The sequence below is a fragment of the Solwaraspora sp. WMMD937 genome (assembly GCF_029581175.1).
Lineage (GTDB): Bacteria > Actinomycetota > Actinomycetes > Mycobacteriales > Micromonosporaceae > Micromonospora_E.
Map to the genome: position 1 here is coordinate 2,393,191 of NZ_CP120738.1, position 13,309 is coordinate 2,406,499.

7 protein-coding genes are annotated in these 13,309 nt (G+C 71.1%); 2 read left to right on the forward strand and 5 right to left on the reverse strand.

The features are described 5' to 3' along the window. From O7621_RS10365 to O7621_RS10375, 3 genes are read right to left on the reverse strand one after another with little or no spacing between them, the layout of a single operon-like run. Positions 1-5,829, reverse strand: coding sequence for a type I polyketide synthase (locus tag O7621_RS10365; protein ID WP_282233763.1), 5,829 nt, complete (start codon positions 5,827-5,829; stop codon positions 1-3). Between the two features lie 13 nt (positions 5,830-5,842). Continuing rightward, entirely contained in the window at positions 5,843-6,838 is a 996-nt protein-coding gene (locus tag O7621_RS10370) for an enediyne biosynthesis protein (protein ID WP_282233764.1), read from the reverse strand. Beyond that, positions 6,835-8,742 carry a CRTAC1 family protein gene (locus O7621_RS10375; RefSeq protein ID WP_282234538.1) on the reverse strand — a complete coding sequence of 636 codons (1,908 nt, stop codon included), beginning with the start codon at positions 8,740-8,742 and terminating at the stop codon, positions 6,835-6,837. The genes O7621_RS10370 and O7621_RS10375 overlap by 4 nt, the downstream gene beginning before the upstream one ends. Before the next feature lie 522 nt (positions 8,743-9,264). On the opposite strand from O7621_RS10375, the gene O7621_RS10380 reads away from it, so the two are divergent. Continuing rightward, on the forward strand, positions 9,265-9,579 hold the full coding sequence (locus tag O7621_RS10380; RefSeq protein ID WP_282233765.1) for a hypothetical protein: 315 nt from the start codon (positions 9,265-9,267) through the stop codon (positions 9,577-9,579). A 209-nt stretch (positions 9,580-9,788) separates the two neighbouring features. Continuing rightward, positions 9,789-11,342, forward strand: a complete 1,554-nt coding sequence (locus O7621_RS10385; RefSeq protein ID WP_282233766.1) for an NAD(P)-binding domain-containing protein — start codon at positions 9,789-9,791, stop codon at positions 11,340-11,342. 50 nt (positions 11,343-11,392) lie between these two features. On the opposite strand, the gene O7621_RS10390 is transcribed toward O7621_RS10385, so the two are convergent. Further along, complete coding sequence (locus O7621_RS10390; protein WP_282234539.1) at positions 11,393-11,992, reverse strand: nitroreductase family protein; 600 nt, start codon at positions 11,990-11,992, stop codon at positions 11,393-11,395. Positions 11,993-12,156: 164 nt separating this feature from the next. Further along, positions 12,157-13,275, reverse strand: coding sequence for a glutamate--cysteine ligase (locus O7621_RS10395; protein ID WP_282233767.1), 1,119 nt, complete (start codon positions 13,273-13,275; stop codon positions 12,157-12,159). Positions 13,276-13,309 lie beyond the last annotated feature (34 nt).

Sequence of the window (13,309 nt, forward strand, 5' to 3'; positions counted from 1 at the left end):
TCACCTGCCTCCGTCGGCGGACATCGCGAAGACCACCGGGTCGTCGACGCCTTGCAGCGCGGTGGTGAAGGTGGCGATCCGGGTGGTTCCGGATCGCAACGCCACCCAGCCGGCCGGTGCGTTCGGTTCGGCGGCCAGGTCGACCCGCGCGTGGCCGTTCTTGCGCAGACACTCGACGGCGCCCCACACCCGGGTCGCCGACACCGACAACTCCTCGCCGTGTTCCCGGGCGACCAGCCTGGCCAGCGCCAGGTTCTCCGCGCCGAGCAGATCGGCCCACTCCTCGTCGGAGCGGCCGGCGGCCACCTCGACGTCGCAGCCGACCGCCGCCGGTCCGGTGACCGCCACGGTCACCCCGGCGCCGTGCGACGCTGAGATCTGCGGCCCTCCGGTGACCTCCGGTTTGCCGTCCGGCCGGTAGCGCACCTGCGCGTCGCCGCCCAGCGCCCAGCTGACCGCCTTGCGGGTCTGCTCCCGCCGGTCGGCCACCTCGGTCGCCTGCGGGTCGTCCGGGCGGACCACCACCCGCAGGTCGGTGGGCAGGAACGCGCCGACCCGTCGCTCCAGGTAGGGACCGACCAGTGCCGGGAGCCACGGACCGGAACCGTCCAGTTTGCGTACGGCGTGCAGCCGCAACCCCACCCACCGCTCGACGAGGTTGCCGTCCGGGTCACAGACGTCCACGTCGTACAGGTAGGTGTCGCCCTCCCGGGATCGCTCCAACGCGTGGATGGTGACGCTGTCCAGGGTGGCGGCGACCTTCGCGTCGGCCAGGTGCAGCCGTTCGATCGCCCCCGGCAGCAGCGTGGCGTCCGGTACGCAGCACTGCAGGGCGTGCATCACCGTGTCCCGGGTGCCGGGGTCGCCGAGCACCAGCTCGCCCGGCCGGAACCGGGCGAACCATGGCGCCACCGACCGGTTCGACACCCGCGCCACGCAGCTGGTGGCGGCCAGATCCAGATAGCCCTGCAGCCGCTGGAACCGCGACCCCTGGAACAGCACCGGCCCGTACAGCTCGCTGGCCGGGTCGATGGGCAGCAGCTCGGTGGCCGCGGTAGCCGGCCGTACCTCGGGTCGGGCCGGCAGGTCGTAGCGCAGCCTGGCCCGGAAGTGGTCGGCCGCGAACCCGGTGTCGCTGCTGCGGACCACCGCGTCGACGGCGCCGTCCGGCGCGGCGAGCACCGCGATCCGGATGGTGTTGCTGCCGTCCGGCGGTACCACGATCGGCCGGAGCAGTTCGACGTTCTCCAGCACCGGCGTCTCGATCCGCCCGGTCAGCGCCCGCGCCGCCTGGGCCATCGCCTCCATGCCGAGCACCGCCGGCAGCAGCAGGTCCCCGTCGAGCAGGTGGTCCGGCAGGTAGAGGTCGTCGTCGGCGGTCAGGTCGGCGTCGACGATGAGCTCGACGCCCGGGTAGTGCACCTGGGGCCGGTCGACGAAGCGCAGCAGCGGCAGCTCCCGCCGCTCCATGGTGACCGTCGGCAGCCCGTCGGAGCGGCTCATCACCACCATCGCCTGCGGCGCGGACGGGCTGGCCAGCACCTCCTTGAGGATCGCGATGCCGTCCTCGACCGGGATCGGGGAGATGCCGTCGCGGGTCAGCGACTCCAGCACCCCGAGCCGTTCACCCATCCCGGCACCCGACCACACCGACCACTCCAGGGCGAGGCAGCGGATGTGCGGGTGGTCCTCGCCGACCTTGCGGGTCAGGTCGGTCATCCAGTCGTTGGCGGTGGCGTAGTGCGCCTCGCCGCGCAGCCCGGCCCGGCCGATGATGCTGCCGAAGGTGATCAGCAGCCGCAGCGCCTGCGGGTCGGTCGCGGCGAGCACCGCGTCCAGGCCGTCGATCTTCGGAGCCAGGGTACGGCGGAAAGCGGCCTCGTCGAGCGCGGCCACCGGTGTCGGTTCGTTGCGTCCGGCGCCGTGCAGCACCCCGGTGACCTGGCCGAGCGCCTGCTCGACGGCGTTCACCGCCGCCTTCACCTGGTCCACTGCGGTGATGTCGGCCCGGGCGTAGTGGAACCGGACACCGGCGGCCCGCAACCGGTCCAGGTTGGCGGCCAGTTCGGCGTCGTCGGCCGGGTCGGAGCGGCCGAGCAGACCGACGGCGGTGCCGGTGTCCCGGCCCAGCGCCAAGGCGCACTCGGCGGTGATGCCCTTGCCGCCGCCGGTGACCAGCAGTACGTCGTCCGGGCCGATCCCGGCACCGCCGTTGGGTGGCAGCTGGATCGGCCGCAGCACCGGCTCGTACCGCTCACCGGCGGCGTCGTAGTGCACCTCGCTGAACCCGGTCGTCGCACCGACGTCGGCGACGAGCCGGCGCACCACCTCGTCGAGTCCCTCGTCGCGGGCCGCCGGGTACTCCGGCAACGGCAGCAGCACCACCGTGGTGTCGATCTCCGGATGCTCCTGGTGCAGCGTCTTGGCCAGACCGGCGGCGGACCGCCGGTCACCGACCGCGACGAACCGGACCGGCCCACCGGCGGAGAGCGCCGCGCGGGCGGCCCGCAGCAGCACCGGGACGTGCTCCGGCTGACCGTCGCGGGGCAGACAGAGCAGCACCCCGTCGCCCACTCCGGCCGTCCGTAGCGCCGCCGCCAGCGGCTCGGCGAACGGGTTGTGGCCGGCGGTGAAGACCTGCCAGTCACCGTCGACACCCGACCCGGCGAACGGGGCGATCCCGGTCGGCACCAGGTCCACGGCGAATGCCCGGACCCAGGGGGCCACTCCGGCGACGACCGGCTCCGCGTCGTCGTCGGCCGGTGCGGCACCGGCGGCGTCGTCGAGGATCTGCGCGATCTCGGCCACCGTCGCGGTGGCGTAGCTGGAGGTCAGCGTCGGCGCCGGTACGTCGAGCTCGCGGGCCGCCTGGTTGACGATCTGGCCCACGGTGATTGAGCTCAGATGCAGTTCGTCGAGGGGCCGGCTGTCCGGGCGTACCGCCTCCAGCGGCAGCTCGGCCCGTTCGGCGGCGAGCCGACGGAGCACCTCGAGACTGTCCGCACCGGAGCGCACCGCCGCCTGGTCCCGGGAGCCGTTCGCGGATCCCGGGGCGTGATCGGTCGGCTGGGCTCCGGCCTGCCGGGCGACGGCGAAGTCGCCGGCCGGGGCCGACTCGGCCGGGCTGGCGAGGAAGCGCAGCGGCCGACCGGGTTCCAGCGGCCGGGTGAACCGGTCCTGAAACAACGCATCGTGGTCGATCGCAGCGCCCAGCGCGTACGCGGCCCCGACGGCGTTGAGCAGCCCGGACAGCGACAGGCTGTCGGTCTCCAGCGAGATCGTCGGCACGTCCGGGGCGATTTCGCCCGCCAGGCCCCGCAGGATCCGGCCCGGGCCGACCTCCAGCAGCAGGTCACTGGTTTCGGCCAGCCGGCCCACCGCCTGGGTGAACCGCACCGGGTCGAGCACCTGCCGACGCAGCAGGTCGACGACGTCGGTGTCGGCCGGCAGCGGCTCACCGGTGACGGTGGAGACCATCGACCTGGCCAGCGGGGTGAACGACTGACCGGCCAGGTGTTCACCGAACGCCACCGCGGCCGGGGCGACCGCCTCGGAGTGGAAGGCGTGTGACACGGCGATCCGGGTCCAGAACAAGCCCTGCCGTTCGGCTCGGGCACCGACCTGCTCGACTGCGACGACCGGGCCGGAGACCACGGTCTGCTGCGGACTGTTGTAGCCGGCGATCACCGCCGCCGTACCGGACAGCAGCGGCTGCACCACCTCGGGTGCCGCGGAGATGCTGGCCATGGTGCCGTCACCGGCGCTGGCGTCGGCCATGATCCGGCCCCGGGCGGCGGCCGTGGCCAGCAGCGTCGGCTCGTCCATCGCCCCGGCCCAGTGCAGCGCGGTAAGTTCACCGAGGCTGTGCCCGGCGGCACCGGTAGCCTCGATGCCCACCATGGACAGCACCCGCAGACCGGCGACCGATCCGGTGACGATCCGTGGCTGGGCGACCGCCGTGGCCACCAGGTCGGTGCCGGCCGGCGGCTGGTAGGCCCGGTACAGCGCGTCGACGTCGGCGAACCGGCGACGCAGTGCGCCACCGTCGGCCCGCCGGCCGGCACCCTGCCCGGGGAACAGGTACCCGATGCGCGGGTTGCCGCCGGCGGCGCCGAGGAACACGCCGTCGGTGGCGTCGATCACCGTACGTTCGCCGGCGGCGACCGCCTCTGCCAGCCGGCTGAGCCGGGCGGCGGCCTGCTCCGGGGAGCCGGCGACCACCGCGGCCCGGACCGGCTGGCCGGCCAGCTGCCCGGCCAGTGCGGCGGCCAGGTCGCCGAGCTCGGCGTAGGACAGCCGGGCAACCCACGGGGCCAGCCCGGCGAGCCGTTCGCCGAGCTCCTGTGGGCTCCGGGCGTCGAACAGCAGCAGTTCGGTGTCCTGCCGGGACCGCACCAGCGCCGTCGTCGCGGTGCCGACCCGGGTCCGCCGACTGGTCTCAGCGGTCTCCACCACCACGTGGGCGTTGATCCCGCCGAAGCCCATCGACGACACCGCGGCCCGGATCGGCTTGTCCGCCGGCCACAGCTCGGCGCTGTCCGGCACCCGTAGCGCGGGCTGCTCGACGTCGAGTTCCGGGTGGGTCTCGACGTGCCCGGTGGCCGGCGGGATCACCTGCTGGCGGACCGCCAGGATCGCCTTGAGCAGGCCGGCCACCCCGGCGGCGGCCTTGGTGTGGCCGAAGTTGCCCTTGACCGTACTGATCGCGGCCGGCTCGGCCTCCGGCGCCGCCTCCCGGCGGGCCTCGGTGAACGCGCGCAGCTCGGTGGCGTCGCCGACGGCGGTCCCGGTGCCGTGCCCCTCCAGGTAGGCGACCGTGTCGATGCCGAAGCCGGCCCGCTGGTACGCCCGCCGGATGGCCAGCCGGTGGCCGCTGGCCTCCGGCCGGGTGATGCCGCCCTTGCCGTCGGAGGAGTAGCCCCAGCCGGCGATGACCGCGTGCCGACGCAGGCCCCGGGCGATGGCGTCCTCGTCGCGCATCAGCACCAGCATGCCGCAGCCCTCACCGGGCCAGAAGCCGTTGGAGTTACGGTCGTACACCCGCATCTCGGCGGTGGCCAGCGCACCGGTCTTGGCGAAGCCGATCACCTCGAACGGGTCGATGCTCAGGTCCACCCCGCCGGCGACCGCCGCGTCCAGTTCGCCGTTGCTCAGCGCGTTGCAGGCGGTGGCCACCGACAGCAGCGACGACGAGCAGGCACCGTCGACGGTGTACCCGCCGCCCTTGAAGTCGAAGTGGTTGCAGATCCGCCCGGCGATGGTGTTGGCCAGTCCACCGGCGAGGGTGTCCTCGTCGATCGGTGGGAACGGTGCCTTGTAGCGCGGCTCCAGATCGTCCAGGAAGGCGGTCACCGCCGTGTCGTCCCAGCCCTGCTCGCGCAGGGCCGCGCCGACCGTGCGTCGCACGTACGGCCAGCGCAGCCGCAGCAGATTCGCCCGGCTGAACTCGCCGGTCAGGGTGTTGCCGATGACCACGCCGGTGCTGGCCGCCGGCAGGCCCTCACCGTCGGCGAAGCCGGCGTCGGCCAGCGCCCGGGCGACGGTGTCCAGGGCCAGCCAGTGGGTCATGTCGGTGGACCGGAACGTGCTTCCGGCGATCCGGTACTTGACCCGGTCGAACTCGAACCCCTCCAGCACCGCCGCCTTGGCCGAGTAGAACCGGTCCGGCGCGGCCGGGTCGGGGGAGTAGTAGTCCTCGTGGTTCATCCGCTCGTCCGGCAGCCGGCGGAAGGCCCGGCGGCCGGTGAGTACGTTCTCCCACAGTTGGTTGGGGGAGTCGGCGTCGGGATACCGGCAGGCGATCCCGACCACCGCGATACGGTCACTCATCAGATACCTTTCCTCACGCTGTCGCGCCGGCCACCGGCGCGGGGGCGGGTGCCACCGCCGCCTGCTGCTGGGCGCGCTTGCGCAGGTGAACCATCCACCAGTAGATGCCGCGGGCGCCGCAGACCACGACGACGGCGAAGAACAGCGTGTAGACGACGTTGAACAGCATCAGTACGCCGTAGACCATGGCCACCGACGACCCGAACATGAACTGGTGGATCGGCTTGACCGGGGTGGTCCCCGGGTCGGTGATCATGTAGTTGGTGAACAGTACGAACGCCACCCCGGCCATCACGCCGAGCGCCGAGAACAGCGCCACGTCCCAGATCCAGTGCCGCAGCAGCGCCTGGATGGCGAAGCCGCCCAGCCAGCCGACGATCAACGCCACCTTGCGGGTCAGCATGGCGTTGATCACCGTGCCGGCGGTGACGATGATGATCGGGATCATGATCCGGAAGAAGGTGTTGGCGCCCTCGGTGAACTGGTACGGCGGGGCGATCGAGATCCACGAGCCGAAGCAGACCAGGGCAACGGTGATGCCCAGGTTGGACGGGTTCATGTAGTGCCGCATCCGGCCGTACACCGGGGCCTGGAAGACGTACTTGCCGGTGACCCCGACGATCACCGCGAACGCGATCGGCAGGAACATGTCGTTGGCGTACAGCAGCATGTTGCAGGCCAGCGCGGTGATGTGGGCGGGCAGCAGGAACTCGTACATGCCGCGTCCGCCGCGCCCGGCGTACCGGGGTGCCCGCTGCTGCATCCGGGCGCTGAAGGTCTCGAAGACCAGCTCGGTGGCATAGCCCACCAGCACCGCCAGGATCGGCCACAGCCACGGCTGCTCGAAGCCCAGGACGGTGTACCCGAGAATGTTGAACACGGTCATCGAGATGGCGAAGTTGCGCAGCGCCAGGTAGCGGCGGTCCGGCTCCTTCGCCGCCGGGGCGGGTGGGCCGGCGGGTGCCGTCGTCGTGCCGACGGTCTGTTGGCGTTCGGCGGTCGTGGTCATCGGTTCGGAACCTCCTGGACACGGTCGGTCAGCACGAGGGTGTGCGTGCCGGCCGACAGCTGCTGGGTGGTGCTGTGCAGGTCGCCGTCGAGGTCACGCCAGCGCAGGTCGACGGTGACCGGGCCGGTGGCGTCGCCGAGTCCGAGGTGGACCTCGAAGCTGCGCTTGCCGCCGTGGCCGCTGCCGCCGTCGAGCTGGGAGACCTGCCGGCGTCCGTCTGCGGTGGTGACCGTGACGGTGGCGCCGTAGGCCGGCGTACCGGGCAGGTCGGCGTCAGTGCCGTCCAGCGTCGGCCGGTACAGCCGCAGGTTGAGGTAGTCACCGCGGTCCGGTGCCTCGTTGGTGTAGAACGCCGGGGCGGCCCACTGCCGGGCGACGGCCAGGTCGAGCGCGCCGGTCGCCCGGGTGTCGGCAGTGGCGATGCCGCGGGTCGGGATCGGCACGTCCAGGCCGAGCTGCTCGGTGATGTTGGTGAACTTGCCGCTGTCGGTGCGGGCGAAGAAGGCGAGCGGCTGGTCGCCGGCAATGTCGTCGCCGGGCTGCATGTTCGGCCACATCGCCGGGTTGGACAGCAGGTTGTCGTTGGACATCGCCATCTCCTGCAGCCACGGCCACCGGTCGATGTCGCCCTTGACGAAGCCGAGCGTCTGCACGACCTCCAGCTCACCGTCGTTGCGGAAGTCGGCGAACTTCACGTCCCAGCCCCAGCCGCTCCAGGCCAGGCCGAGCGGCCGGGCCTGCTGGATGAACGGCGCGGTACCGGCGGAGAGACTCTGCAGGGCCTCCTCCTCGGAGCCGGCCTGGTTCACCCAGACGAAGTTGCTTTCCTCCAGCCCCCAGGCGGTGGTGATGTTGGAGACCACCATGTCGAAGCTGCCGTTGGCGTTCAGGTCGCCGAAGTCGACGCCCATCCCCTTGAACGAGTCCTTGCCCAGCTGGAACGACTTCGGCGTCCCGTGGCTGCGCTCGCCGTACACCGCCTCGAACTTGATCCGACCGGGGCGGGAGACGTTGTGCAGCAGGGCGTCGAAGGTGAAGTCGTTCGCCACGTACATGTCCGGCAGGCCGCGACCGGTCAGGTCGGCGGAGCCGAGTGCCAGGGTCCAGCCGGTGCTCTTGGCGAACGGGACCGCGCCGCGCTCCGGCACGAAGGTGACCGACGGTGTCTCGCCGGCGGTCGCCGAGTGCCAGCGCAGCACCTGCAGCCCGCCGCCGTTGGTCGCGGTGGAGAGCGAGTCGTTCATCTCGACGTTGTCCTGGCCGTCCGGGTCGAGCACGTCGGACTCGGGGAAGTAGTTGCCAATCACCACGTCCGGCTTGCCGTCGCCGTCGAAGTCGTTCACCGTCGCCGCGTTGGTGTGCCACTTCGGCCCGTGGTAGCGGCCGTCCGGCGAGTCCTGCGGCAGGATCTCCTGCCGGTGGTAGGCATCGTTGGCGGGCAGCTCGGTGCCGGCCTTGCGCAGGAACAGGATCGGCACCCGGCCCCAGTAGGTCACCATGATGTCCATCCGACCGTCCAGGTTGTAGTCGCCCGGTACGCAGCCCATCGGTGCCATCGTGTGGTCGATCGGCAACGGCGCGGGGTCGAGCAGGAACGGCTCGAACCGGTCGGCGGCCGGTGCGGTCGGCGCGTAGGTGACCACCACCTCGTTGGTCCGCACGTCGACGAAGCACAGGCTGTTGGCCACCCCGTGGCCGGTCAGGTCGTTGACGGCGATGCTCGCGCCCACCGAGGAGATCCAGGACCGGATCTTGTGGTACGACTCGTTGACCTCACGGATGTTCCGTTTAGGTAGTTGGTCGTAACCTTCCGGATAGTCGATCTCAAGCTCGGTGAACCGGTACTTTTGGGCAACCTCGTCAGCGCCGGCCACCGACACGCGAGCGTCGATGACGAAGAACATCACGACGAGAAGTAAAATCGCCGTTATTCCGGGGCTGATCGAGCGCAGGCGTTGACCCAGCACGGTCTGGTCTCCTTACTGAGGGAACCATCGGCTGTTGTCCAGGCCGACGGAGTTGACAGGGGGCGGACGTCGTTGCCGCAACGCCGATCCGATGAATTTCCGGAAATGGCGTGCGGTGAACGGGAGCCCTTGTGGCTCCCGGCTCGCCGGGGATCCTCCTGAAGCCGAGGGTGGGTGGAGATGGGGAGGCCGCGCGGCACGGTCGGCCACCGGGATCATCGTCCGACGGCCGTACGCTGTAGCGCTTCTTTCACATTGCCTCCGGTGATTCACTGCATTCCCGGGATCTGTCACAATCCGTCGCCGATCGGCTCGGACGGAAAGACGGCAATATTGCGAAACCCTCGGCGGTGGGAGCTGGCTAGCCTGAGTGAGGTGTCGCATGACGCGTCATCCGGGCACCGTGCACCGTCGTAATGCGGTCGGCTGTCCGGCTCACCGCGCAGAGAAGGAGCCGTCGTGTCTGTCGAGGGATTCTGGAAGGTCGCCGTGTCCACCCCGCTGGGTACCCGGCACACCGTGCTCGAATTGTTCACCAAGGACGGTGTGCTGCAGGGGATCTCCCGTGGGGAGAAGGAGGAGTTGGTACTGCAGGACCTGCAGCTGGCCGACGACCGGCTGTCCTGGTTCCAGTCGATCACCAAGCCGATCCGGATGAACCTGGTGTTCGATGTGGTGATCGACGGTGACGAGATGTCCGGCACCGCGAAGGGCGGCCCGATGCCGCCGGCGAAGGTCAGTGGCCGGCGCGAACCGGCAACCCAGGCGGCCTGACCTCGGCCGCAGCGGCGATCCCGGGCGCCCGGCCCGTCCACCACGGCTGGGTATCCGGGTGCCCTGGGTCGTCCACCGTGGTCCGGCGACCGGGATCCCCGGCGGGGCCGCGCAACCGCCCCTCGGACGGTCGTCGATGATCGTACGACCGATTGACATATTCTCATTAATCATCAAAAGTCATGGATATTCCGACCGGGGAGAGATCCATGACCGACGTGTCGCCCGCGACCATCCACCATCGGTATCTGATCGTCGGCGCCGGCCCGGCCGGCCTGCAGCTCAGCTACTACCTGCAGCAGGCCGGTAGCGACTACCTCGCGCTGGAACGGTCCGATGCTCCCGGGCAGTTCTTCCGGCGGTTCCCCAGACACCGCGGCCTGATCTCGTTGAACAAGGTGCACACCGTCAGCACCGACCCGGAGATCCGGCTCCGCTGGGACTGGAACTCGCTGCTGCACGAGCCGTTCGAGCTGCCCTTCTCCGATTACAGCCGGGAGTACTACCCGAGCGCCGACGACCTGGTCCGCTACCTGGCCGACTTCGCCCGGCACCACCGGCTGGCCATTCGGTACGGGGCCGGCGTCGACCGGGTCGAGAAGACTGACAACGGCTTCCTGGTGTCCGCCGGCGATCAGACGTACAGCTGCGAGTGCCTGATCGTGGCCACCGGCTGGGGCCGACCGAACATCCCCGACGTGCCCGGCATCGAGCACGCGGTCGGCTACGAGGCGATGAGCACGGACCCGGCGGACTACGCCGGCCACCGGGTGCTGATCCTCGGCAAGGGCAACTCCGCGTTCGAGACCGCCTCGGCGATCCTCGGCCACGCCGCCATGGTGCACCTGGCCAGCCCGCGGCCAATGCGGCTGGCCTGGAACACCAAACACCCCGGGGACGTACGCGGCCATCACGGCGCGGTGCTGGACAGCTACCAGTTCAAGACGCTGCACTCGGTACTGGACTGCGTCGTCGACGAGATCCGCCCGGTCGGCGACCGGTACGAGGTGCACCTCACCTACACCCACGCCGACGGCGAGACCGCGGTGATGGAGTACGAATCGGTGCTGCGCTGCACCGGCTTCGCCATGGACACCTCGATCTTCGGCGACAGCGCGCGGCCGAAGCTGGTTCCCAGCGGCCGGATGCCGGCCACCGACCCGGACTGGCAGTCGGTCGACGTCGACGGGCTCTACTTCGCCGGCACCCTGGCCCAGGACCGCGACTTCAAGAAGGCGTCCTCGGCATTCATCGACGGGTTTCGGTACAACCTGCGGACCCTGACCGCGTTGCTGCGCGAGCGGTACGAGGCGGCGCCGCTGGACTTCGACAAGGTCTCCGCCGACGCCGACTCGTTGACCCGGGCGGTGCTCGACCGGGTCAACTGGAGCTCGGCGCTGTGGACCCAGTTCGAGTTCCTGGTCGACGCCCTGGTCGTCGACCAGGCCACCGGTCACGTCCGGCACTACCACGACCTGCCGGAGGACTACGCGGTACGCCGATTCGGCAGCGAGAGCCACTACTACACGTTCGGGCTGCGCTGGGGGCGGGACGACTACCCGGACGTCTTTTCTATCGAACGTCACCCGCAGCCCGACCGGGCGTCGGAGAGCGCATTCATCCACCCGGTGGTGCGCCGCTACCGGGGCGGTGAACTCGTCGAGGAGCTGCACCTGCTGGAGGATCTGCTGGCCGAGTGGCGTCGACCGGACCGGCACATTGAGCCGCTTCTCCGGTTCTTCAGCGCCGATCTGCACCGCTGACACCAGGGAAGCTGCCATCCCGGCCACCAGGTGGCCGGCGTCGCTGCCGGCTACCGGTGGACCAGGACCTCGGACAGCGGCTTGCGGGTCAGCTGCGGCACGGTCACCCCGGCCGCCGGGTAGCCGACCGGCATCACCACGCAGGCCCGTTCCTCGGCGGGGCGGTCACAGATCTCGTTGAGGAACCTCATCGGGCTGGGCGTGTGGGTGAGGGTGGCCAACCCGGCCAGGTGCAGCGCCGTGATCAGCACCCCGGTGGCGATGCCGACCGACTCCTTCACGTAGTACGGCTTGGGTGAGTTGGGGCCCCGGTGCACCTCGAACACCACGATGACCACCGGGGCGGTCTCCAGGAACGGCTTCTGCCAGTCGGTGCCCATCGGGGCCACCGCCCGCAGCCACTCGGCGGACGCCCGCCGGGTATAGAACTCCAGCTCCTCCGCCTCGGCGGCCTGACGTAGTCGGCGTTTGCGCTGTGGGTCGGTAACGACGACGAACCGCCACGGCTGCAGGTTCGCCCCGCTGGGCGAGCAAGCCGCCGCGCGTACCGCCTCCTCGATGACCTCAAGCGGCACCGGGTCGGGCGCGAAGTGCCGCACCGAACGGCGGGTGGCCATCTGGTCGGCGAACCGGCGGGCCGTGGAACCCATCGCGGCCGGGTCGAGCCGGTCGAGATGAAACGGGACCGTCGCGACGTTCTGCACGGGGACCTCCAGGGCCGGTCGGGCTGTCCTTCAAGGATCACCCACCGTGGGCCCCGATAGTTGCCACCGATTGCCGTTGTCCGTCGTCGCCGCCGTCGCGCGCCCGCGCGTCAGCTGGACGTGCACTCGGCGAGGTAGTCGACCACGGCGGCCAGCCCGCCCGGTCGTTGCGCGGCCAGCCGCTGCCGTCGCGCGCCGGTGCCCTCGGCCAGCAGCCGGTCCACCCCGTCGATCACCATCCCGTGGGCGCGTTGGGCCCGTAGCTGGCCCTCCACCGCCGCGACCAGGTCACCGACCAGGTCGGCGGCCGGCCGGAGTCGGCCGGTGGCCGGGTCCAGGCCGGCGCCGTCCAAGCCGTCGCGTGCCGCTCGCCAGTACGCCACCCGCAGCAGCTCGTCCGGTACGTCGGGCGCGGGCACACCCTGCTCGACGAGCGCCGACAGCCGGGTCACCAGGGCGCGGACCACAGCCGCGTACAGCGCGGTCTCCTCGACGGTGAGCGCGGCGTCGGCGACCCGGACCTCCACGGTCGGGCTGTGCTCGGACGGGCGGACGTCCCAGAAGATCGTGCCCCGGTCGACCAGCGCACCGGCGGCCAGCAACGAGTCGATCACCCGGTCGTAGTGCGCGGCCGAGTCGAACCGGGGCGGCGGACCGGCGACCGGCCAACGCGGCCAGGTCATCGTCCGCCAGCTGGCGTAGCCGGAGTCCCGGTTGTCCCAGAACGGCGAGTTCGCCGTGAGGGTCAGCAGCACCGGCAGGTACGGCCGCAGATGGTTGCCGACCTGAACAGCCCGCTCCCGGTCGGGCATCTCCACGTGTACATGCAGCGCGCAGATAGCCAGCTCGTCGTGCAGGCCACGGAACGTCTCGATGCCCCGGTCCTGCCGTGGCCCGGTGGTGATCGGCGGTGGCACCGGCCCGGCGATGGCGGCCGAGCCGGTGGCCACCAACCGCAGTCCGCGCTCCCGGGCGCACCCGCCAGCGATCTTGCGGGCCTCGACCAGCTGCGCCGCCAGTTCGGTGTGCCCGACGCACGGCTCGGTGCGGGTCTCCACCTGTAGCGGAGTGATCTCGCCGGCCACCCGTCCGGGCAGCCGGGACGCGGCACTGGCGACGACCTCGGCGGCACGCGGCACCGGAGCCCGGGTGACCGGGTCGACGACGAGGAACTCCTCTTCCACCCCGAACCGCGGGGCGACGTCCGGCTGGCGGTTGGTCGGACTCATGGCGGCGGAGACCTCCACGGCTGGCTCGGCGTCG

Excerpts from the sequence above, each read along its gene's own strand:
- O7621_RS10375 (WP_282234538.1), bottom strand. The coding sequence starts at position 8,742 with ATGTTCTTCGTCATCGACGCTCGCGTGTCGGTGGCCGGCGCTGACGAG.
- O7621_RS10370 (WP_282233764.1), bottom strand. The coding sequence starts at position 6,838 with ATGACCACGACCGCCGAACGCCAACAGACCGTCGGCACGACGACGGCA.
- O7621_RS10390 (WP_282234539.1), bottom strand. The coding sequence starts at position 11,992 with ATGGGTTCCACGGCCCGCCGGTTCGCCGACCAGATGGCCACCCGCCGT.
- O7621_RS10385 (WP_282233766.1), top strand. The coding sequence starts at position 9,789 with ATGACCGACGTGTCGCCCGCGACCATCCACCATCGGTATCTGATCGTC.
- O7621_RS10365 (WP_282233763.1), bottom strand. The coding sequence starts at position 5,829 with ATGAGTGACCGTATCGCGGTGGTCGGGATCGCCTGCCGGTATCCCGAC.
- O7621_RS10395 (WP_282233767.1), bottom strand. The coding sequence starts at position 13,275 with ATGAGTCCGACCAACCGCCAGCCGGACGTCGCCCCGCGGTTCGGGGTG.